This is a genomic window from Streptomyces cavernae, from assembly GCF_004023625.1.
GTDB classification, from domain to species: domain Bacteria; phylum Actinomycetota; class Actinomycetes; order Streptomycetales; family Streptomycetaceae; genus Streptomyces; species Streptomyces cavernae.
In genome coordinates this window covers 68,832-90,867 of the sequence record NZ_ML137712.1, presented here as the reverse complement: position 1 = coordinate 90,867, position 22,036 = coordinate 68,832, and the positions used below count along the sequence as shown (strand labels likewise).

Sequence of the window (22,036 nt, the reverse complement as noted above, 5' to 3'; positions counted from 1 at the left end):
AAGCTTGACGGCGCGCTTCGGTTGTCGCTTTGCTGTTTGTGATCAGCTCCTGACAACCGCGTGATGAGGAAGTCCAGCGGTGCCGCCACCCCCACCCCCGCTGGGCCGCTCCAGGAAACGGGCCGCCCAGGCCTTCGACGCCGCTCTCGACGACGCCGAACTCATCACCGCCCGGACCGCCTTGGCCGGAGGCCGCTGGACCGCAGTGCGGGCCCTGCTCGACCGGACCGGGGACGACTGGGACCGCCGCGGACACCGCGTCACCGTCCTCGCCCAGGAACCCTCCACCCTCGCCTGGGCGCGCGACTGGCAACTCGCCGAACCCGAGTCGGCGGACGCCGCCGTGCTGCTCGGCTGCGCCATGGTGTACCGCGCGCTGCAGGGCAAGGAGCGCCCCGACAGGGCCCGCGAGGCCTGCCGGGCCGCGGCCGCGCTGGTCCCCGCCGACCCGACGCCCTGGCTCGGCCTGCTGATGCTCGAACGTTCCACCGGCACCGAACAGGGCGTCGTCCAGCTCTTCGACGAGGTCCGCCACCGCTACCGCGAACACCACCACGCCCACCACCTGATGGCCGCCCGGCTCGCCGAACGCAGACCCGAGGCGGGCCAGGACCCGCTGCACGAGGTGTACGACTTCGCCAACTGGGCCGCCGAACAGGCCCCCGCGGACTCGCCCCTCGCGATCCTCCCCGTCGTCGCGCACGCCGAGCGCTACCGGGTCCTCGCCGCCGCCGGCAGCGAACCCGCCGACCCGGCCGCCTCCGGGCACTGGATCGGCCGGCGGGCCCGGCAGGTGATGAAGGCCGCCTTCGACTGGTGGCTGGAGTGGGAGCGCGAGGAACACCCGCGCAGCTTCGTCGACCTCAACTTCCTGGCCCACGCGAAGTTCTGCGAGGGCCGGGGCGCCGAAGCGGCGGCGCTGTTCCACCGCATCGGCAGCCATGCGACCCCGGCGCCGTGGTCGTACCCGGACCGGGATCCGTACCAAGCCTTCCATGCCGCGCGCACCACCGCGCTCGGCACGGTCTGAACCACCCACCCATCCGAACGGTTCTGCACCACCCACAACCGAAGGACCCGAAAGGAACCCCCGCGATGACGACGGGCAGTTCGAACGCGAGCAGACCCAGTGCCGCAAGCGGCGGCATCAGTACCTTCAAGGGGCAGGACCGCGCCCTGCGCGCCGACCGGCTGGGCACCGTCGGCCTGCTGCTGTCCGTGCTGGCGGCGACGGCACCGCTGATGGTGGTCGCGGGCGTCATGCCCACCGCCTTCGCGGTGATGGGCGTCGTCGGGCAGCCGCTGATCTTCGTCATCCTCGGCGTGGTGCTCGCCCTGTTCAGCGTCGGGTACGCCGAGATGAGCCGCCACGTCCACAACGCCGGCGCCTTCTACGCCTACATCGCGCGCGGCCTCGGCGGCACCGCGGGCGCCGGCGCCGCACTGCTCGCCCTGGTCGCCTACAGCGCGCTGCAGGTCGGCATCTTCGGCATCTTCGGCTTCGAGGTCTCCGGCCTGTTCGCCACCTACCTCGACACCGAACTCGTCTGGTGGATACCGGCGCTCGTGGCGGCCGCGCTCGTCGGGCTGCTCGGCTGGCTGAAGATCGACGTGAACGCGAAGGTGCTCGGCGTCCTGCTGGTCATCGAGGTGCTGCTGGTCGTCGTCTTCGACCTCTCGGCCGTCGCCGACCCCGCCAAGGAGGGCCTGTCCCTGCACGCCTTCAACCCCGACACGCTCACGGGGGCGGGCGTCGGCACCGCACTGTGCCTGTGCATCGCCGCCTTCACCGGCTTCGAACAGGCGCCAGTGTACGCGGAGGAGACCAGCCGCCCGCAGACCCTGGTGCCCCGGGTGATGTTCCTCGCGATCGGCTTCGTCGCCGTCTTCTTCGCGATCAGCTCCTGGGCCCTGACCGTCGCCGCCGGGCCCTCCGCGGTGGTGCCCACCGCCCAGAAGCAGGGCCCCGGACTGCTCTTCTTCCTCGCGGAGCCACGGCTCGGCGAGACGTTCACGGACGTCATGCACGTGCTGTTCGTGACCGGTATGTTCGCCGCGCTGCTCAGCTTCCACAACGTGGTCGCCCGGTACGCCTTCGCCATGGGCCGCGAGGGTCTGCTGCCGCGCGCCTTCGGGCGGACCACCGGGGCCAGCGGTGCCCCGGGCACGGGTTCGCTGCTGCAGACCGTGGTGTCCGTGGTCGTCATCGTCGTCTTCGCGCTCTCCGACGACAAGCCGGTCGGTGACCCCACCGCGCCCGTGCTGCAGCTGTTCACCTGGCTGGGCAACATGGGCGCCCTCGGGGTGATCGTGCTGATGGCCGCCGCGTCGCTGTCCGTCATCGTCTTCTTCGCCCGGCGCGGCGCGGCAGGCGCCCAGGTCTGGCGGCTGGTGACGGCAGGGATTTCCGGAGCGGCGCTGCTGGTCATCGCGGTGTACACCGTCAAGGACTTCGACGTTCTCGTGGGCGCCGGTCCCGAGTCGTCGCTGAGCTGGGTGCTGCCCGGGATCATCGGTCTCGCGCTGGTGGCGGGACTGGTCCTCGGCGGGGTCCTGCGCGCCCGCAACCCCGAGGCGCACGCCCGCATCGGACTCGGCAACGAGGCGTTCCAGCTGGACAAGGCGGCCGAGTCGGCGGACTGACCGAGGGTCCGTGTGGAGTCATTACGGAACTCTGACGCACACCCGGGTTCTCCTGAGCCGAGGAGGACCCGGGTGTTCAATGGACCGCGTGAACCCCGAACCACAGGCTGAACCACCGGACGGATCGGCGGAGCGGACGGACGCGACCGGCACACCGGTCGGGCGTCGGCTCGTGCTGGGCATGCTCGGGCTCGGCGCGGCCGGGGTCGCCGCCGCTCCGGTCCTCCAGCGCGGCCTGGAGTCCTTCCTCGGCGCCGCCTCCGACAAGGACCCCACCGGACTGACCGGACTGCTCCCCAACGGCGGCGGCTTCCGCTACTACTCCGTCGCCGCCTCCGTGCCGCGCAAGGACTCCGGCGACTACACCCTGAAGATCGACGGCCTGGTCGACCGTCCGGCGTCGTACTCCCTGGCCGACCTGCGCGCGATGCCGCAGACCCGGATCGTGCGCGACGTGCAGTGCGTGACGGGCTGGCGGGTGCCGGAGACGCCCTTCGAAGGCGTACGGCTGTCGCACCTGCTGGACGCCGCCGGGGTGCGCTCATCGGCCGGGGCCGTCCGCTTCACCTGCTTCGACGGCGTGTACACCGAGAGCCTCACCCTGGACCAGGCCCGCCGCGCGGACGTCCTGGTGGCCCTCCGGATGCAGGACAAGCCCCTCTCCCACTCCCACGGCGGGCCGGTCCGCCTCTACGTCGCGCCCATGTACTTCTACAAGTCGGCGAAGTGGCTCTCCGGCATCACCCTCACCGACGACGTCCGGCCCGGCTACTGGGAGCGGCGCGGCTATGACATCGACGCCTGGGTCGGCAGGTCGAACGGGCGTGATGATGAACCCACGACGTGACGCCCCCGGTCTCCCCGCCGACCCCCGCCCCGCCGCCCCCCGTCCCCCCGGGGACCGGAGCGCCGGCCCCAGTCCCACCGGGGACCGGGTCGCCGAGGCCGCCGGGCCGCTCCTCGCGCGGGTAGGGAGGTTCACCCGGGCCGAGCGCTGGGTGCACCGGGCCACCGCCGCGCTGATGGCCGTCTGCGTGGTGACCGCGGCCTGTCTGTACGTCCCGGAGCTCGCCGAACTCATCGGGCGCCGGGAACTGGTGGTCCGCGTCCACGAGTGGTCGGGCGTCCTGCTGCCCGTACCGTTCCTGCTCGGCCTGGCGTCCCGGGCCTTCCGCACCGACCTCGGTGTCCTGAACCGCTTCGGCCCGCACGACGGCCAGTGGCTGCGCGCCGCACTGCGCCGCGACAAGCGCCCCGAGTCCCGCCCGGCGGGCAAGTTCAACGCGGGCCAGAAGGTGTACTCCGCCTGGATCGCCGGCGCCACGCTCGTCATGCTCGGCACCGGCCTCATGATGTGGTTCACCCACCTCACCCCGCTGGCCTGGCGCACCGGCGCGACCTTCGTCCACGACTGGCTGGCCCTGACCATCGGCATCGTCCTGGCCGGACACATCGGCATGGCCGTGGCGGACCCGGAGGCCCGCCGCGGTCTGCGGACGGGATCGGTCAGCAGGGAGTGGGCCGAGCGCGAACACCGCCTCTGGCGCCCATAGGGGTGCTTTGGCCGGCAGTCAGCGCTTGTCGCGGTCGAACGCCTCCAGGGCGGCCACAGCCCGGTCGGCGATCTCCTCCGGTTTGCCGGAGACGTCCACGGCCACCCCCGGCTCGTCCGTCTGGAGCGGCTCGAGCGTGGCGAACTGGGAGTCGAGGAGTGCCGTGGGCATGAAGTGCCCCTTGCGACGGTCTATCCGTTCCGCGATCAGCTCACGGTCACCGGTCAGATGGACGAAGACGACACCGGGCTCGGCGGCCCTCAGCCGGTCGCGGTAGACCCGCCGCAGCGCCGAGCAGCTCACCACACCACCGGGACCCGCCGCACGCTCGTGCGCCCAGGCCCCGATCGTGTCCAGCCAGGGCCACCGGTCCTCGTCGGTGAGCGGGGTCCCGGCCGTCATCTTCTCGATGTTGGCCGGAGGGTGGAAGTCGTCGCCGTCGGCGTACACCACGCCGAGCCGGGCGGCGAGCAGCGAGCCGATGGTGCTCTTCCCGGTGCCGGTCACGCCCATCACCACGATGACGCGTGGAGTACTCATCACTGCCTCGCTTGTCTCCGCCGACATCGGACGCCCAGCACAATCGAACCCATTAGATATGACTAACCAAGGGCTGGACACCTAAAGGAACGTCTACGACCCCCAGGTCATCCGCTGGCGCCTCGCGGGCGCCGACCGGCCGCACCAACTGCGCTCACTGACCGTGCTGCGCTCGGCGGTCGAACCGGTGGCCGCCGGCCTCGCCGCCCGCAACGCCGATGCCCGGCAGTGCGCGGCACTCACCGAGTGCGCCCTCGACATGGTCGCGACCTCACGCGGCCATCGGCTCGAGGAGTATCTCGTCCACGACATGGCTTTCCACCGGATCATCCTCAGCGCCTCCGGCAACGAGATGTTCGCCCGCCTCGGCGATGTCGTCGCGGAGACCCTGACCGGCCGCACCCAGCACCGGGTGATGTTCTGGGACCCCGACCCCGAGGCGGTCACCCTGCACGTCCGGGTCGCGGAGGCGGTCCGCGGCCGGGACGCTGCCCGCGCGGAGGAACTCACCCGCGAGATCGTCCTCGGCGCCCTGCGGGAACTGGACGTACTGGCCCCCTCGGAGACCTCCGCGCACGACGAGCCCGCTGACCACGCCCCGGCAGGACGAGCCCGCTGACCACGCCCCAGCGGGGACGAGCCCGCTGACCACGCGGACCAGTCCGCCGACTACGCGGACCACTCGGCCTGCCCCGACTACTCAACGAAGTCCCCGTCGACGTAGACCCACGCCCCGTCCACCCGCTCGAACCGGCTCCTCTCGTGCAGCGCCCCGCCCCGGTAGTGCGCCTTGAACGTCACCGTCCCCCGTGCGTGGAAGGCCGACCCCTCTTCCACCGCGGTGACCTCCAGCCCGGTCCAGCGCATGCCCGGATCGAACTCCACCGCGGACGGTCGCGTCCGGGGATGCCAGGTCCGCAGCAGATACGCCGCGTCCCGCATCACGAAGGCGCTGTACCGCGACCGCATCAACCCCTCCGCGGTGGGCGCGGCGGCACCCGCGTGGTAGCGGCCGCAGCACTTCTCGTACGGCTCGGGAAGCCCGCAGGGACACGACGACGGCCGCGACGACGCGCGTGAGGACGGGCGTGCGGACTGCCGCGCGGGCGGCCGGGACTTGCTGCTCATGCGGACCCCGCACTGCTCGGCGGAAAGGGCGGATGGGGTGGGTGCGGCGGCCGCAGCGGCACCGGCGCCGTCGTCGTCGGCAGCGGCGGCAGGGACGTCTCGTCGAGCCACGCCGTGAACAGGTCGTCCAACGGCCGGGACGTGAAGCGGGACGCGTGCGCCGTGAAAGCGGACGTCGTGACGACCCCGCCGCGGTGCACCGCCGCCCAGCCGCGCAGCATCCGGAAGAACGCCTCGTCGCCCAGCGCACAGCGCAGCGCGTGCAGGGTGAGACCGCCCCGCTCGTACAGCCGGTCGTCGAACATCGACTTCCGGCCCGGATCCGCGAGACGCAGGTCCTGCGGCAGCCCGGCCAGCTTCCGGTGCGCGACCGCGGCCAGCTCCTGCGCGCCGCGTCCGCCCGAACGCTCCGACCACAGCCACTCCGCGTACTTGGCGAAGCCCTCGTTCAGCCAGATGTGCCGCCAGTCCGCGATCGTGACGCTGTTGCCGAACCACTGGTGCGCCAGCTCGTGCGCCACCAGCCGCTCCGAACCCCGCACACCGTCCACGTGGTTGACGCCGAACAGCGACAACCCCTGTGCCTCCACGGGCACATCGAGCTCCTCGTCGGCGACGACCACGGCGTACTCACCGAACGGATACGGCCCGAACAGCTCCTCGAACAGCTGCATCATCGCGGGCTGCCGCGCGAAGTCCCGGGAGAACTCCCGCAGCAGGTGCGCCGGGATGTGCCCGGCCTGCGGCACCCCGCCGAGACCCGGATCCCCGAGCAGCACCGTCTGGTACTTCCCGATCGACAGCCCCACCAGATAGCTGGACGTCGGCGCCGACTGCTCGTACACCCAGGTCGTCGTGGACGCCTTCGTCGTACGCGTCAGCAGCCGGCCCCCGGCCACCACCGAGTACGCCGACGGCGTGGTGATCGAGATCTGGTACGACGCCTTGTCCGCGGGACGGTCGTTGCACGGGTACCACGACGGGGCACCCACCGGCTGACTCGCCACCAGCGCCCCGTCCTGCAGCTCCTCCCAGCCGAGCCCGCCCCAAGGACTGCGCACCGGCTGCGGATTGCCCGACCAGTGCACCTCCACCGTGAACGGCGCCCCGGCCCGGATCGGCTTCGCGGGGCGGATGCGCAGTCTGCCGCCGCGGTGCGTGTAGTGCGGGGCCTTGCCGTCGACCCGCACCCGGCCGACCTTGAAGTCGGCCAGGTTCAGCAGGAACTCGGAGAGCGCGGCGCGGCCCGCTATCGCGTTCAGACGGGCCGTCCCCGCGAGCCGGTTCGGCCCCGGACGGTAATCCAGCGTGAGCTCGTAGCGGTGCACCCGGTAGCGGGCATCGCCGTTGGCGGGGAAGTACGGATCGGTTCCCGTCCTCGGCTGTGGGCCCGTCTTCACCTGAGACCCCGTCTTCGCCTGCGGGCCCGCCTTCGATCGAGGGCTCACTGCTGTGTCTACTCCCTGCGGTGTGCTCGTGTGTCGTGCCGGTGCACCGTCCCCCGGCCCGGGGCGAGCCACGCCACGGGAGTGGCCGGTGCCGCTCACTTCCGCGGACGCCATGCCTCGATCGGGTTGCCCAGCCAGCGGGTGTCGTCGGGAACGGACTCCGCGGCCATCACCAGCGACGCGGGACCCAGCGTGCTGCGGGCACCGATCGTGCTGCCGGGCAGGACGATTCCGCCAGGGCCCAGCGTCGCGCCCTCACGGAGGACCACAGTATCCGTCCGCAAGATCCGGTCGTGGAAGAGGTGGGTCTGCAGCACACAGCCCCGGTTGACCGTGGCCGCGTCCTCCAAGGTCACCAGGTCCGTCTCCGGCAGCCAGTAGCTCTCCACCCACACACCCCGCCCGATCCGGGCCCCCAGCCCGCGCAGCCACAGCGTCATCAGCGGGGTACCCGGAACGGAACCGGCCAGCCACGGCACGGCGAGCACCTCCACGAACGTGTCCGCGAGCTCGTTGCGCCACACGAAACCGCTCCACAGCGGATGTTCACCGCTGCGGTGCCGGCCTACCAGCAGCCACTTCGCCACGATCGACACCACCGCGGCCACGACCCCGGCAGCGAGGAACACCACACCGGCCAGCAGCCACGCCCAGCCCCCCAGCGCGCCGAACAGCGCGCCGAGCGCCGCCACCGTCCCCGCCGCCAGCGCAGCCGAGCACAACACCGGCACGATCCGGCACAGTTCGACCAGCCCGCGCGCCCACAGCAGTCGCGCGGGAGGGTCGTACGTGCGGCCCTGATCGCCGCCTGCCGCGGCCCGCGGCAGCTTCACCGGCGGCAGCCCCAGGTACGAGCTGCCCTTCTTCGCCTTCTTCGGCGTCGCCGAGAGCACCCCGACCAGACCACCGTCCGGCACGCTGCGGCCCGGCGCCGTCATCCCCGAATTGCCCAGGAACGCCCGGCGCCCGATCTGCGCACGCCCGATCCGTACCCAGCCGCCGCCCAGTTCATAGGGCGCGGTCAGCGTGTCGTCGGCGAGGAACGCACCCTCGCCCACCGTCGTCAGGCTCGGCAGCGCCAGCACCGTCGACACCTCCGCGCCCCGCCCGATCCGCATTCCCAGCAGCCGCAGCCACACCGGTGTGATCAGCCCGGCGTACAGCGGGAAAAGCGTCTCCCGTGAGCGGTCCATCAACTGCGTGACCGTCCAGGCCTGCCAGCCCACCCGGCCGTGCGTGGGGTGGGTGCCCTCGCGCAGCCCCACACTCAGCAGCCGTACGCCCACCAGGATCAGCAGCGCGTACGCCAGCCCGAACGCCAGCGTCGCCGGGACCAGCGCGAGCGCGGCACCCCGCAGGGCTTCGGCGAACCCGGCGTCCGCCGCCACGAATCCACTCGCCAGCGCCAGCGCCGCCCCGGCGGACAGCACCGGCAGCGCACTCAGCCCGAAACCGGTCGCCCCGTACATCGCCCGCCAGTACCTGCCCCGCCGCGGGCGCTGCTTGGGCCAGTCCCGCTTGGCCTTGCCCAGTTTCACCGCGGGCGCACCCGCCCAGCGCTGCCCGGTCGGGATCTGCCCGACCACGGCAGAACCGGGCGCCACCTCGGCCCGCTTGCCGACCCGGGCACCCGGGAACAGCACGCTCCGCGTGCCCACCACCGCGTGCGCGCCCACCTTCACGGCCCCGACCTCCAGCCGGTCACCGTCCAGCCAGTGCCCGGACAGATCCACCTCGGACTCCACCGCCGCGCCCCGGCCCAGCTTGAGCATCCCGGTCACCGGCGGCAACGAGTGCAGGTCCACGTCCTCGCCGATCTTGCAGCCGAGGGCACGCGCGTACCGCTCCAGCCAGGCACCCGTCAGCGAGGTCGCCCCGCTGAACTCCGCCAGCCGCTCCGCCGTCCACAGCCGCAGATGCACACCGCCGCCGCGGGCGTAACGACCGGGCTTGATGCCGCGCAGCAGCAGCCGGGCCCCGCCCGCGGCGATCGCGAGCCGCCCCGGCGGAGAGAACAGCAGCACGCCACCCGCGCCGACGACCCACCAGGAAACGCCGGCAGCCCAGGGATACGGGCCGAACCAGTGCAGCACATTGCCGAACGCGGCGAGCGCCACGCTCCAGCGCAGCCCGACCAGCGTGAACAGCGGGAGAAGCAGCAGCAGTTGGCCGACCCCGGCGCGTACCGGGACCGGCGCGACCTCCCGCAGCGAGCCGTCGTCCGGCGCGGACCGCTCCAGATACCGGGCCAGCTTGCGCAGCGTCGGCTGCTGATAGATGTCGAGGACCGCGGCGCTGGGGTAGCGGGCGCGCAGCCGGGTGGTGAGCTGCGCGGCGGCCAGAGAGCCGCCCCCGATGGCGAAGAAGTCGTCACCGGCGCTCGACACCGGAATCCCGAGCACCTCGGCCCACTGCTCGGCGAGCCACGCCTCGGTGCCGTACAACCGCTCCGCAGGGCCCGTCTCCAGCCCCTTCAGGGGCCAGGGCAGCGCGGCCCGGTCCACCTTCCCGGACGTACGGGTCGGCAGCTCGGCCACCGGCGCGAGCAGCGGTACCAGCGCGGCCGGCAGCTCCGCGCGCAGCTTCTCCACGGCCGTCGCCTGGTCCCAGCCGTCCTGGGTGACGACATAGCCGACGAGCAGCTGGTTTCCGCTGCGTGCCGTCCGCACCGCGGCCGCGGCGCCCGCGACACCCGGCAGGGCCTGCAGGGCGGCATCGACTTCGCCGAGCTCGATCCGCCGTCCGCCGAGCTTGATCTGCTCGTCAGCGCGCCCCAGGAAGACCAGCCCCTCCCGATCGGCCTTCACCAGGTCGCCACTGCGGTAGGCGCGCTCCCAGCCCAGCGATTCGAGGGGCGCGTACTTCTCCGCGTCCTTCTCGGGGTCGAGATAGCGGGCGAGGCCCACCCCGCCGATCACGAGTTGCCCGCTGCCGCCCATGGGCACCGGCTCACCGGCCTCGTCGACGACGGCGAGCTCCCAGCCGTCCAGCGGCAGCCCGATCCGGACCGGCTCCTCGCCGGTCAGCAGCGAGGCGCAGGCCACCACGGTCGCCTCGGTCGGCCCGTAGGTGTTCCACACCTCCCGGCCCTCCGTCACCAGCCGCTGCGCCAGCTCCGGCGGGCAGGCCTCGCCACCGAAGATCAGCAGCCGGACGTCGTTGAGCGTCTCCGGCTCCCACAGCGCGGCCAGCGTCGGCACCGTCGACACGACGGTGATCTCCTGCTCGACAAGCCACGGCCCGAGGTCGGCACCACTGCGGACCTGCGCCCGCGGCACGGGCACCAGACAGGCCCCGTACCGCCAGGCCAGCCACATCTCCTCGCAGGAGGCGTCGAAGGCGACGGACAGCCCGGCCATGACCCGGTCGCCGGGACCGATCGGCTCCTCGGCGAGGAACAGGGCCGCCTCGGCGTCCACGAACGCGGCGGCGCTGCGGTGGGTGACGGCGACACCCTTGGGCTTCCCGGTCGAGCCGGAGGTGAAGATGATCCACGCGTCGTGCTCGACGCCCGGCCGTCCGGAGTCCGCCTCGGGTCGTCCGGCGCCTGCCTCTGACCGGCCGTGCACGGTCAGCCGGTGCCCGGCGCCGATCACCGCACGCACCCGGGCCTCGCCGAAGACCAACTCGGCCCGCTCGTCCGGATCCTCGAAGTCCACCGGCACGTAGGCGGCACCGGCCGCGAGCACCGCCAGGATCGCCACGTACAACTCGTTGGTGCCCGACGGGATCCGCACACCGACCCGGTCACCGAGCCCCACACCGGCCGCCCCCAGACGGCGCCGCAGCAGCTCGACCTCGGCGGCCAGCGCCCGGTAGCTGAGGGAGGCCCGTCCATCGTCCAGGGCCGGCTCGTCGGGGTGCGCGCGTACGGCGGCCTCGAAGACGTCCACGAGAGTGCGGGGCGGAGCCGCGGACCCGGCCGAGAAGCGGGCCGTGTCACCGAACTCCCTGCGCATCGCGTCGTCGTCCAGCAACGCGAGCGCCGGGCTCTCTTGCAGGGCTGCCATCGGATCCTCAGATCTCGTACCCGGAGCGTCCGGGGCGCTGGTGGGCCCGCAGGTCTGCCTGGGGATATTCCGGTCCAGCTCCAAACAAGCCGGAGATTTTAGTACGAAGTTAGGGCCGCCCGTGGGCACCGGCCACGCGGAAGGGGCCGTTCGGGCGTCCCCGGGGAGCCGTACGTACGGCATGACCTCGTGGTCTGTGTACCGGACGAGAGATGTCCCACACTGCCGCCCGGACACCGGACGAGCGGGTCGCCCGCCGCCTGGGCACTGGACGGGCGGGGTCCCCGGCCGTCCGGACACACCACGAGCGAGGGCCCCGACCGTGCGGCCGGGGCCCTCGCTCGCAGGACGCCGGTTCAGCCCGGCAGCCCCCACGGCTGTGCCTCACCGATGGCCGGGACGTCGCGTGCGGCCAGGTCCGGACGGGTGCCGCGGGGGACGATGACGGCCGTCTCCTCCCGGCCGAGCGGGATCTCGATCCGGCCCTGCCCCCGCTCCCGGTACGGCAGCCGGCGCCCGCGCCCGTCCCTCACCTCGATCCCGCCCTCGATGCCGTGTTGCAGCACCAGCGGCGCTCCCGCCTCGCTGTGCACCCGGACCCAGCGCGTCCGGCCCGCCGAGCGGTCCGCGTCGACGAGGAACGCGCCCTCGGTGCGCAGCGACTGCACCGAGGCGTCCGGCCAGCGCCGGGAAACCGACGGGAAGACCCGTACGACGCCGCCGCGGCTCTGCACCGTCATGTCGAGGATCGACTGGGCCGCCGACAGCGGGCTCTCGATGGCCAGATTGCCGCCCTCGACATACATGGTGTTGGGAGTCATCCGGGCATTGTTGATGAGTTCGCCGTCGGTGAAGAACGTCAGGAAGTCCAGTGCCTCCTCGGGCCGTTCCATCCGGGAGGCCATCGAGGACGCGCAGGCGTAGCTGTAACCGGCCCACAACCCGCGGTCCTTGACCCAGTGGTCGAACGTCGTCCGGATGATGTCCCGGTCTTCCGGCCGGTCCCAGTCCAGTTCGCCCAGCGGGTACAGCCACAGCATGTGCGAGAAGTGCCGGTGGGACTCGGTGAGCGGCTTCCCTGCGCCGATCAGCACGCCGGTGGCGTCCCGCGGGTAGTCCACCAGGCGCCCCAGGATCTCGCGCCAGCGTGGGGCGCGCGGGTGGTCCGTACGGAGGATGCGCAGACAGTCCAGGAGCGTGGTGCACCCCCAGCGGAGCAGGGAGAGATCGTAGGTGCAGTCCTCGACGTCCGCCCACTCCGGGGACCGGGTCAGCGGCAGGTGCAGCTTTCCGTCGCTCCCCTCGTGCAGGAAGTGGTCGTAGAAGTTCACGGCCTTGACGAGGATCGGGAAGAGGACGTCGCGCACGATGCGGATGTCCATGGTGTGGCGGTAGCTGAGCCAGATGTTGTGCAGGGCCCAGCTCAGGTTGCCGTTGTTGTCCGTCTTGGCGGAGGTGCCCGGAACGCCGACGGTCTTCGCCCCGGGACGCAAGCGCCAGTCCGACGGGTGCGCGAGGGCGTAGGTCTGACCGTCCCGGTACGCGGGCGGCACGGACAGTGGCAGGTTCTCCTCGAAGTCCTTGAAGGTCGAGGTGACGGAGTCCAGTTCGAGGTGGTTCGACCCCTGGACCAGCCAGGTGGCGATCTGGACGTTGAGGTTCCACCACACGGCGGTCCAGCTCCCGCCGGTCTCGGGGTACCACGGCCCCCACTCGGACATCGACGGCCCGCCGGCCCGGGTGGCGCAGGCGGCCTTGTAGAGCTGGATCCAGTAGAAGTCCTGGAGACGCTTGTCGGGTACGGACAGCAGACTGCGCCGGTGGAAACGGTGCCACCAGGCGCGGTGCGCGCGCACCAGGTCGTCCGGGTCCGCGGCCAGTGTGCGGGCCACCTCGGCGACGGCGAGCCGCGTGGTCCCCGACAGCTCCTCGGGGAAGCGGTAGACGATGTGCGCGGCCAGCAACCTGCCGGTGCCGACGCGTCGTTCGCGCCAGGCGGTGGTCCAGCCGCCGCCCGCGACCAGCGGCTGCTCGACGTAGTGGGTGGCCTGGGTGGCTCCTGAGGAGCCGGTGCGCGGGTCGGGGTTGCCGGTGTAGTCCGCGGGCTTGTCCTTCACGCGCGGTGAGACGGCGGGCATCCAGGTGAACGACCAGGCGGCCGACTCCTCGCCCGCGCTGGGCCGGGTCGAGACCAGTAACGCGCTGCGGGTGTTGTGGACCAGCATCGAGAAGCGGACGCTGCCGCGGGTGGTGGTGACGGTGCCGCGCAGCTCGGCGTCCCAGATGTCGAGGGTCCAGTCGATGCCGGTCACCTCGCCGGCCAGGGTGAGGTCGAAGTGCCCGATGGGCAGTCGTGAGAAGCCGTACGGGGCGCGCCACTGGGGCCGCTGGTCCGTCACATGGTTGTGGCTGACCATCACTTTCACGGTGTTGGGGGTCGCGCCCCCGTAGACCTGCACTCCGAGCAGACCGTTGCCGAGGAAGGGGCCGTCCTTCCAGTCGCCGGGCATACGGCGCCATCGCAGAGCGGCGGCTCTGGCCATCCGTTCATGGGGACCGCCTGCCGCCTCCCGCGCCTGCGGGGCGGCCCAGGCAGTCCCGGCGCCCGCGAGCCGGCCCCCGGCACCGACGGCCACCGCCGTGCCGATCACACCTCGTCGAGAGATCCCGTTCCCCGCCTCTGTGGTCACGTATGTGCCTCCCATATCCGTCTGTGAACCCTCGGGCATGGTGCAGGGCAGGGAGGCTCCTGGGGAAGACCTCCGACGTATCGGATGTGGGTGGGTGGTCGAAAGGCGAGGATGCAACCTGAAGCCCGGCCAGTTAGCCTTGGGTTTCGGTCACTTGAGTCCCTCGCGCACGGAGAGACATCCGCATCCCGTTGAGAAATCCCTCCGACCTTCATGGATGCCGTCCCGGACCGGGGCGGTCCTTTGAACCGGACAGGGGGCCCGGAAGATCGGAGCGGGGCAGTCGTGAGAACCGGGATGGGTGTCTCGAGAGCCGGACCGGGGCGGTCGTGAGAACCGGAGCGAGGTCCTGAGAACCGAAGTGGAACCATCAGCCGGGACGGTCCTGGAAACCAGAAAACCCCACGCGAAGTGGGGTCTCAACTGGTGTCCGAGGGGGGACTTGAACCCCCACGCCCGATAAAGGGCACTAGCACCTCAAGCTAGCGCGTCTGCCATTCCGCCACCCGGACGAGGTGTCGGCCGTGCGGGACTCCCGCGGCGACAGAGAAAACACTACCAGGCTTTGGAGCTCCCCCGATCACCGGCCGGTGCCGCGTGAACGCCCTGTGACGGGCCCGGCCCCGTCTTGGGCGAGGGCCGGGGTGGGAGGGAGGATGAGGAACCACCAGCGAAGACAGCGGGAGGAAGCAGCGTGAGCGAGTCGAACACGGCCAAGCCCCTGACCGGTGAGGACGAGGTGGTTGACCTCTGCCGCGACCTGATCCGGATCGACACCAGCAACTACGGGGACCACTCCGGTCCCGGGGAGCGGCGGGCCGCCGAGTACGTCGCCGAGAAGCTCGCCGAGGTGGGCCTCGAGCCGCAGATCTTCGAGTCGCACCAGGGCCGCGCCTCCACGGTCGCCCGGGTCGAGGGCGAGGATCCCTCCCGGCCGGCGCTGCTCATCCACGGTCACCTCGACGTCGTACCCGCCAACGCGGCCGACTGGACCCACGACCCCTTCTCCGGCGAGATCGCCGACGACTGCGTCTGGGGCCGCGGCGCCGTCGACATGAAGGACATGGACGCGATGACCCTCGCGGTCGTACGCGACCGGCTGCGCTCCGGCCGCAAACCGCCCCGGGACGTCGTGCTGGCCTTCGTCGCCGACGAAGAGGCGGGCGGCACCTGGGGCGCCCGCCATCTCGTCGACAACCACCCGGAACTCTTCGACGGCGTCAGCGAGGCCATCAGCGAGGTCGGCGGCTTCTCCCTCACCGTCAACGAGCAACTGAGGCTCTACCTGGTGGAGACCGCCCAGAAGGGCATGCACTGGATGAAGCTGACCGTGGACGGCACCGCCGGACACGGCTCGATGATCCACAAGGACAACGCCATCACCGAGCTGTCCGAGGCCGTCGCACGCCTCGGCAGGCACGAGTTCCCGGTCCGGGTCACCAAGACCCTGCGCCACTTCCTCGACGAACTCGGTGACGCGCTCGGCACCGAACTCGACCCCGAGAACATGGACGAGACGCTCGCCAAGCTGGGCACCATCGCCAAGCTCATCGGCGCCTCGCTGCGCAACACCGCCAACCCGACCCAGCTCGGCGCCGGTTACAAGGTGAACGTCATCCCCGGGCAGGCCACCGCGCACGTCGACGGCCGCTTCCTGCCCGGCTACGAGGAGGAGTTCCTGGCCGACCTCGACCGCATCCTCGGCCCGCACGTCAAGCGTGAGGACGTGCACGCGGACAAGGCCCTGGAGACCACCTTCGACGGGGCGATCGTGGAAGCCATGCAGACCGCGCTCGTCGCCGAGGACCCCATCGCCCGCGCCGTCCCGTACATGCTCTCCGCCGGCACCGACGCCAAGTCCTTCGCCGACCTCGGCATCCGCTGCTTCGGCTTCGCACCGCTGAAGCTGCCGCCCGAGCTGGACTTCGCGGGCATGTTCCACGGTGTCGACGAGCGGGTGCCGGTCGAAGGGCTCAAGTTCGGCGTCCGGGTACTCGACCGCTTCCTCGACGCGTCCTGAATTCGGCCGCTGAAAAGACACTCAAATAATCGCCAACCCGTACGGAGGACGACCGGGAAGAGTGAATGCGACGATCAGGTCGTAGCCCCATTACTCCCTCCTCGTTACAGGTGATGCGATCCGCGGTTGGAATCGCATATGCCAACTAGGAGGAATAATGATCAAGAAGGTCGTCGCTGCCGCTGCCGCCACCGGTGGTCTGGTTCTCGCTGGTGCGGGCATGGCCGTGGCCGACTCGAGCGCCGGGGGCCACGCCCAGAACTCCCCCGGTGTTCTCTCGGGCAACGTCGTCCAGGTGCCCGTTCACGTCCCGGTGAACGTGTGCGGCAACACGGTCTCCGTGATCGGCCTGCTGAACCCCACCTTCGGCAACACCTGCGTCAACCAGTGACGTCGTGCCTCACCTCGTGAGGGTCTGAACCGCGTCGGCCCCGGAGTGCGCGCCATGCGCTCCGGGGCCGACGGGTATTCGGCGCACGCGTACTGGGGACACGTGCGCATTCCTAAGGTCTAAGACAGGGAAAAGGGAAATGCGACAGGTCACCCGCAAGAGCCTGATGACGGTGGCGGCCGCGACCGGTGTGCTCGCCGTCTCCGGCGGTTATGCGCACGCCGACGCCGGCGCGCAGGGCTCGACGTCGGACTCACCCGGCGTGCTGTCGGGGAACACGGTGCAGGCACCGATCGACGCACCGGTCAACATCTGCGGAAACACCGTGAACGTCGTCGGCGTACTCAATCCGGCGATGGGCAACGCTTGCGTGAACGGCGGTGTCCGGCACCCGGGCACGGCCGGCGGTGGCGGGGCGCAGGCCGACGGGCAGGCGAGCGCTTCGCCGGGTGTCGCCTCCGGCAACCACCTTCAGGTCCCGGTCCACGCACCGGTGAACGTCTGCGGCAACAGCGTCGACGTCGCCGGCGCGGGTAACGCGACGACGGGCAACGAGTGCGCCAACACCGGTCAAGCCCAGGGGCAGGGCCCGAACGGTGGCGGTGGTCCGCACAGCGGTGGCGGCGCGTATGGCGGTGGCGGGGCGCAGGCCGACGGGCAGGCGAGCAGTTCGCCGGGTGTCGCCTCCGGCAACCACATTCAGGTCCCGGTCCACGCACCGGTGAACGTCTGCGGCAACAGCGTCACCATCGGCGGCGCCGCGAACGCCACGACGGGCGACGAGTGCGGCAACGGAACGGGCGGCGACTACCAGGCCGGTCCGGAGAACCCCGGTCACATCGGCAACCCCGGCCACCCCGCCCAGCCGGGCAACCCTGGTGAGCCCACCGCACCCGGTGGCGCGAACCCGGTCGGCCCTCCGGCCGGGAACCAGCCGGAACCCCACTCCGTCACCGCACCGCGCACCACGGCACAGCTCGCCCAGACCGGCAGTGACCTCCCGCTGGGCATGGTGCTCCCGGTGGGCGCGGGAGCACTGTTCGCGGGCGCCGTGCTGTACAGGAAGGCGCGCGCGACGGCGTGAAACCTCGAACGGAGTGGTTCCCGCGGCCGCGGGAACCACTCCGTTTCAGCCGCCTTCCGTCACCATGTGGCGCGCACCTGGCGAATGATCCGGCGCCGCAGCCGCACCCGGCGGCTACCGTCGGAAAGCAGGCTGAGGCGGTCCAACTCCCAGTGTCCGTACTCGGCGTGGTCCGTCAGCAGTCGTGTGGTTTCCTTGCGGGACACCCCGCGGGGCACATACACGTCGACAAATTCGTATTCCGGCATCGCATCTATTGTGCGGGCAGAGGCCCGGTACGGATAGCGTCTGCACTATGTCTGATGCTGCGCAGCCCACCGCTGCCGAGGTACGCGCCGCCGCCGAGGCGGTCAAGGCCGCGCTCGACCGCCACCTGGCGGCGGTCGAGCGGAGGACGGGGGAGGACGACCCGGCCGTTTACGAAGCGTTCAACGAGCTGGCCGCGGCCGCCGAGGAGTACGACGAACTCCTCTACGACCGCTATGACGAGGTCACGCCCTTCGAGATCCCCGGCACGGAGGACATGCCGCCGTACACGGGCCCCGAGGAGCCGAACGCGATCAGTGTGCTGATCCGCCGGGACTACGCCGTGGTGGAGCCGCAGCGACTGCTGGCACAGGCTCAGCGGGTGGAGGCAGTGGAGGAGCCGGCCGCGGAGACGACCGGCACCGTGCATGAATCGCTCGGCATTCTCTTCGGGGAATTCGAACCGGACGAAATCGCCTCCCGGCACAAGGAGTTCGGCCTCGAGGAGGGCGACTCCACGCTGTGGGTGACCGCCGCGGACGAACCCGCCGAGCCGGGGGAGTGGCTGGAGGCACCGTTCGAGCAGGCCGACCCCGGGCGGGTCGTCTGCCGTTTCGACGTCAGCGCGGTGTTCGACGAGGAGTCCACGGAGGACCTCGAGGACGACCCCGACCCCGACCTCGACGTTGCTCTCGACGACGACGACCTGGAGCCACTGGACGTGGAACGCTGACAGTCGGCGCAGGCCTGGACGGCTGAAACAGTGGCGGGCACCCGGAGCTCCGGGTGTCCGCCCCTGGCGCGGGCAGGCGCCGCTCGCCGGCGGGCTCAGCCCGTGACCGGCACCTGGGTCTTGAGGAGTGTGCACAGGCGAGTCGTACGAGGCTTGGCAGGCACCTCTGCGACCGCACGCGGCAGCGCCCCCTCCACCCCGTGCACCACGGAAAGATGCCGCTCGCCCCGCCCGAAGGCGGTGTACACCCAGGGCCTGGACAGAGCCTGCGCGGCGTCGCCCGGCAGCACCACCACCACGGCCGGCCACCGCATCCCCACCGCCTGGTGCGCGGTCAGCGCCCACCCATGCCGCACGGACTGCTCCACCTGGTCCTTGGGGACGAGGACGGGCACACCCGCGCACTCCAGACGCAGTCCGGCCGCGTCGGCCCCGACCACCCGGCCCGGTACGGCACGCCCCGGCGCGGACGCGGGGGTGTGGACGATCCGGTCGCCCGGGTCGAATCCGCCGAACCGCCCCGGCCCCGGGTTGAGCCGGTCCTTCAGCGCCGCGTTCAACGCGCGCGTACCCGCCGCCCCACCATGGCCCGGAGTGATCACCTGGGTCCGCTCGGCGGGAACACCGATGGCCCGCGGCACTGAGTCGGCGACGAGCTGCACCGTGCGGTACACCGCCTCGCCGGCGTCGCGCACCGGGACGATCACGACCTCCTTGCCGGGCGCGTCGATCTGTTCCAGCTCACCGATGCCGATCCCCGAGACGAGTTCACCGATGGGTCCCGGGTCCGGTGTCCGCGAGGCGATCTGCGGACACACCCGCGCCGCCAGCAGATCCGCGAAGACCCGGCCGGGTCCGGCGGACCAGAGGACCCCGGGGTCCCCGCTGAGCACGAACCGCGCACCGTCGGGCAGCGACTCGACGATCACGGCGGCAGTCTCCACGTCCAGCTGGGGCGCGTCGAGGACGACGAGCAGATCCAGCTCGAAGGCCCCGTCCCCGTCCCGCCGGGGCCCCTCGGCCCCGGACAGCAGCCCGCCCACGGTCACCACGGCCCCGCTCCCCGCGCCCTCGTCGGCCACGGCCCCGCCATGCTCCGCCGCGAGCAGCCGGGTGAACCGCTCCCGCCCGTCCGGGCTGTGCGCCGCCGCGTACACCCGCAGGCCGTGCGCCCGGGCCACCGCGACCAGGGCCGCCGCTTCCCTGCGGGACGTCTCGCCCCCGGTGTGCACGACCAGGCCGTGGGCGGTGACCGCGCGGATCAGCTCCGCCGCGGGTCCTGCGGGCACCTCCCACATGGGCGGGTCCTCCTTGGGCGCGGAGTTGACCACGCGGGCGAGGCCGTCGGCCAGGCTCTCCTCGGCGAGCGCGTACCGCTCGAGGCCGACCAGGACGCGCACCGGGAGCTCCGCCTCGGCCTCGTCGGGCTCCTGCGGCTCCGGGACGGCCGGGTCGAGCGCGTCCTCGAAGCTCAGTGCCTCGCCCTCCGCCAGGGCGTCCTGGAGCGCCGCGTCCGGGTCCGGGACCCCGTACTTCCCGAGCGCGGTCGTGAGCGCCGGGAGTTCCAGCACGGTGTGCCCCGCGAGAGCCGCCTGTTGCAGCAGCCAGACGGTGACCGCGCGGCCGCGCCGTTCGTCGTCCGGGCCGCACTCCGGGCCCAGCAGCGCCCGGGCGAAGCCGTCGGCCTGCTCGGGGCGGACGCCGGCGACCCGCAGCAGCTGCCAGGGGTCCTCCCGCAGCCGGACGTCGGCCCCCTCACCCAGCGCCGCGACGGTGCCCGGCGCGAGCGCGGCGGGGGCGCCGCCCTCCGCCAGCACCGCTCCCAGGGCCGCGACCGTCTCCGCGGCGGGGGCCGCGGGGGTGGGGGCGGAGGGCACGGTGGGGTGCGGCCGTGGCTCGGGGGAGGCCGGGCGCGCGGTTTCCGGCTCGGTGCGCGGCGTGGGCCTGGGCTCCGGCTCGGCGAAGACCGTGCCCGCCGGTTTCCCGCCGCTCTCCACGGCCCGCACGGCCGCCAGCAGATCGGCGGCCTTCCCGCTGAGCTTGGCCCCGGCGGCGATCGGTCCCTTCCTCTCGGCCTTGCGCCGCTCGATCCGTTCCCGGTCCAGTCGTTGAGCCGCCAGTTCGGCCTCGGCCTCGGACACCTGCGGTGCGTCCGTGCCCGACGCCGCATCGGCCGCGGGCTCCCGGCCGGCCGAACCCTCGGACACGACATCTCCGGGCTCGACACCCTCGGGCCCGGCCTCGGACCCGTGGCCCTCCGGCGCGGCGGCATCCGGTTCGCTTCCCTCCGGCGCGACTTCCTCCGGGCCGGCGGACTCCGTGCTCACAGCGTGCTCCAGTCGTGATCGGGATAGCGGTGCACCGGCGCGGACACGTCGTCCAGCGCCCGGCAGATCTCGTCAGGAAGACTAAGGGCCTCCACTGACAACGCCGCCGTGAGCTGCTGTGCGTTGCGCGGGCCGATGATGGGCGCGGTCACCCCCGGCCGGTCACGGACCCAGGCGAGGGCGACCTGGAGCGGGGTCGACGCGAGCCCGTCCGCCGCCGTCGTCACGGCGTCCACGATGCGGCTCGCCGCGTCGTCGAGGTACGGGGCGACGAAGGGGGCCAGATGCTCGGAGCCGCCCCTCGAGTCGGCGGGCGTGCCGCCCCGGTACTTGCCGGTCAGCACCCCGCGCCCGAGCGGTGAGGAGGGCAGCAGCCCTATACCCAGGTCGAGCGCCGCGGGCAGCACCTCCCGTTCCACACCGCGCTGCAGCAGCGAGTACTCCATCTGCGTACTGGCCAGCCGGGTGCGCGTTCCCGGCGCGGCGAGCTGCCACGTCGCCGCCTTGGCCAGCTGCCACCCACAGAAGTTTGACACCCCGGCGTACCGGGCCCGCCCGCTGCTGACCGCTAGGTCGAGGGCCTGGAGCGTCTCCTCCAGCGGGGTGTCGGGATCGTAGGCGTGCACCTGCCACAGATCGACGTAGTCGGTGCCGAGCCGGGCCAGGGAGGCGTCCAGGGCGGCCAGCAGATGGCCACGCGAGCCGTCGAAGCGCCGGTCCGGGTCCGGTACGCTGCCCGCCTTCGTCGCGATCACCAGTTCCCGGCGCGGTACCAGACCCTCCATGAGCTGCCCGAGCAGATACTCGGCCTCCCCTCCGCCGTACACGTCCGCCGTGTCGATCAGAGTTCCGCCCGCCTCCCAGAACGCCTTCAACAGGTCCGCGGCGTCGTGCTCGTCGGTGTCCCGCCCCCAGGTGAGGGTGCCGAGCCCGATCCGGGACACACGCAGGCCGGTCCGGCCGAGATGCCTCTGCTCCATGGCCGCGAGATTACTGTCCGGACCTGTCCTCGCGGAGACCCTGTGGACAACCGATTCGGCGCTGCCCGAACGGGCCCCCGCCCCTAAGGGCTTTCCCGTAATCCCCGGCGGGCGCACGACGACAGCTACGGCACCTCGCTGCGTTGTCGGATCGCCCGAATACATCCAGTATGCGAGCGACCCTCCGCCTTGCGATGCACCGCTCCCCCAAGCTCTCGACTTCGCTCGAGCAGGGGGGACCCC

At 71.9% G+C, this 22,036-nt stretch carries 16 protein-coding genes, 1 tRNA gene and 1 pseudogene; 9 read left to right on the top strand and 9 right to left on the bottom strand.

Features of this window, described 5'->3' with window-relative positions; translation table 11 throughout:
- Positions 1-79 precede the first annotated feature (79 nt).
- The 4 genes from EF387_RS06450 to EF387_RS06435 all read left to right on the top strand — a co-directional run bounded on the left by EF387_RS06450 (position 80) and on the right by EF387_RS06435 (position 4,196).
- Positions 80-1,030, top strand: coding sequence for a hypothetical protein (locus EF387_RS06450; RefSeq protein WP_128375513.1), 951 nt, complete (start codon positions 80-82; stop codon positions 1,028-1,030).
- A 65-nt stretch (positions 1,031-1,095) separates the two neighbouring features.
- Positions 1,096-2,643 carry an APC family permease gene (locus EF387_RS06445; protein WP_128375512.1) on the top strand — a complete coding sequence of 516 codons (1,548 nt, stop codon included), beginning with the start codon at positions 1,096-1,098 and terminating at the stop codon, positions 2,641-2,643.
- Between the two features lie 88 nt (positions 2,644-2,731).
- Complete coding sequence (locus EF387_RS06440; RefSeq protein ID WP_420802537.1) at positions 2,732-3,490, top strand: molybdopterin-dependent oxidoreductase; 759 nt, start codon at positions 2,732-2,734, stop codon at positions 3,488-3,490.
- A complete protein-coding gene (locus tag EF387_RS06435) occupies positions 3,474-4,196 on the top strand; it encodes a cytochrome b/b6 domain-containing protein (protein ID WP_128375510.1) in 723 nt (240 codons plus the stop codon). Before EF387_RS06440 ends, EF387_RS06435 begins: the two co-directional genes overlap by 17 nt.
- An 18-nt stretch (positions 4,197-4,214) precedes the next feature.
- On the opposite strand, the gene EF387_RS06430 is transcribed toward EF387_RS06435, so the two are convergent.
- The gene (locus EF387_RS06430) at positions 4,215-4,736 is read right to left on the bottom strand and encodes a gluconokinase (protein WP_128375509.1); all 522 of its coding nucleotides are present in this window, start codon (positions 4,734-4,736) and stop codon (positions 4,215-4,217) included.
- Positions 4,737-4,824: 88 nt separating this feature from the next.
- On the opposite strand from EF387_RS06430, the pseudogene EF387_RS06425 reads away from it, so the two are divergent.
- Positions 4,825-5,355 (top strand): annotated as a pseudogene (locus tag EF387_RS06425) (FadR/GntR family transcriptional regulator); the annotation flags it as partial.
- Between the two features lie 77 nt (positions 5,356-5,432).
- Here EF387_RS06425 and EF387_RS06420 read toward each other — a convergent pair.
- The 5 genes from EF387_RS06420 to EF387_RS06400 all read right to left on the bottom strand — a co-directional run bounded on the left by EF387_RS06420 (position 5,433) and on the right by EF387_RS06400 (position 14,524).
- Positions 5,433-5,864: a YchJ family protein gene (locus tag EF387_RS06420; RefSeq protein ID WP_128375508.1), complete on the bottom strand. Its 432-nt coding sequence runs from the start codon at positions 5,862-5,864 to the stop codon at positions 5,433-5,435.
- Positions 5,861-7,426, bottom strand: a complete 1,566-nt coding sequence (locus tag EF387_RS06415; RefSeq protein ID WP_238431363.1) for a M1 family metallopeptidase — start codon at positions 7,424-7,426, stop codon at positions 5,861-5,863. Before EF387_RS06415 ends, EF387_RS06420 begins: the two co-directional genes overlap by 4 nt.
- Positions 7,408-11,322: a Pls/PosA family non-ribosomal peptide synthetase gene (locus tag EF387_RS06410; protein WP_128375507.1), complete on the bottom strand. Its 3,915-nt coding sequence runs from the start codon at positions 11,320-11,322 to the stop codon at positions 7,408-7,410. The genes EF387_RS06415 and EF387_RS06410 overlap by 19 nt, the downstream gene beginning before the upstream one ends.
- A gap of 356 nt (positions 11,323-11,678) precedes the next feature.
- On the bottom strand, positions 11,679-14,012 hold the full coding sequence (locus EF387_RS06405) for a glycosyl hydrolase family 95 catalytic domain-containing protein (protein ID WP_338058089.1): 2,334 nt from the start codon (positions 14,010-14,012) through the stop codon (positions 11,679-11,681).
- A 424-nt stretch (positions 14,013-14,436) separates the two neighbouring features.
- Positions 14,437-14,524, bottom strand: a tRNA-Leu gene (locus EF387_RS06400).
- Between the two features lie 182 nt (positions 14,525-14,706).
- Here EF387_RS06400 and EF387_RS06395 point away from each other — a divergent pair.
- From EF387_RS06395 to EF387_RS06385, 3 genes are all read left to right on the top strand, one after another.
- Positions 14,707-16,032 carry a M20/M25/M40 family metallo-hydrolase gene (locus EF387_RS06395; protein ID WP_128375505.1) on the top strand — a complete coding sequence of 442 codons (1,326 nt, stop codon included), beginning with the start codon at positions 14,707-14,709 and terminating at the stop codon, positions 16,030-16,032.
- Positions 16,033-16,189: 157 nt separating this feature from the next.
- Positions 16,190-16,423: a chaplin ChpH gene (gene chpH, locus EF387_RS06390; RefSeq protein WP_128375504.1), complete on the top strand. Its 234-nt coding sequence runs from the start codon at positions 16,190-16,192 to the stop codon at positions 16,421-16,423.
- A gap of 139 nt (positions 16,424-16,562) precedes the next feature.
- Positions 16,563-17,507 carry a chaplin gene (locus EF387_RS06385; RefSeq protein WP_128375503.1) on the top strand — a complete coding sequence of 315 codons (945 nt, stop codon included), beginning with the start codon at positions 16,563-16,565 and terminating at the stop codon, positions 17,505-17,507.
- Between the two features lie 59 nt (positions 17,508-17,566).
- Here EF387_RS06385 and EF387_RS06380 read toward each other — a convergent pair whose 3' ends face one another.
- Complete coding sequence (locus tag EF387_RS06380) at positions 17,567-17,755, bottom strand: DUF5703 family protein (RefSeq protein ID WP_128375502.1); 189 nt, start codon at positions 17,753-17,755, stop codon at positions 17,567-17,569.
- Between the two features lie 47 nt (positions 17,756-17,802).
- Between EF387_RS06380 and EF387_RS06375 the strand changes: the two genes are divergently transcribed.
- On the top strand, positions 17,803-18,486 hold the full coding sequence (locus tag EF387_RS06375; protein ID WP_128375501.1) for a hypothetical protein: 684 nt from the start codon (positions 17,803-17,805) through the stop codon (positions 18,484-18,486).
- Positions 18,487-18,581: 95 nt separating this feature from the next.
- Here the strand turns inward: EF387_RS06375 and EF387_RS06370 are convergent, their stop codons facing one another.
- The gene (locus tag EF387_RS06370; RefSeq protein WP_238431362.1) at positions 18,582-20,813 is read right to left on the bottom strand and encodes an ATP-dependent DNA helicase; all 2,232 of its coding nucleotides are present in this window, start codon (positions 20,811-20,813) and stop codon (positions 18,582-18,584) included.
- On the bottom strand, positions 20,810-21,793 hold the full coding sequence (locus tag EF387_RS06365; protein ID WP_128375499.1) for an aldo/keto reductase: 984 nt from the start codon (positions 21,791-21,793) through the stop codon (positions 20,810-20,812). The genes EF387_RS06370 and EF387_RS06365 overlap by 4 nt, the downstream gene beginning before the upstream one ends.
- Positions 21,794-22,036: the final 243 nt, after the last annotated feature.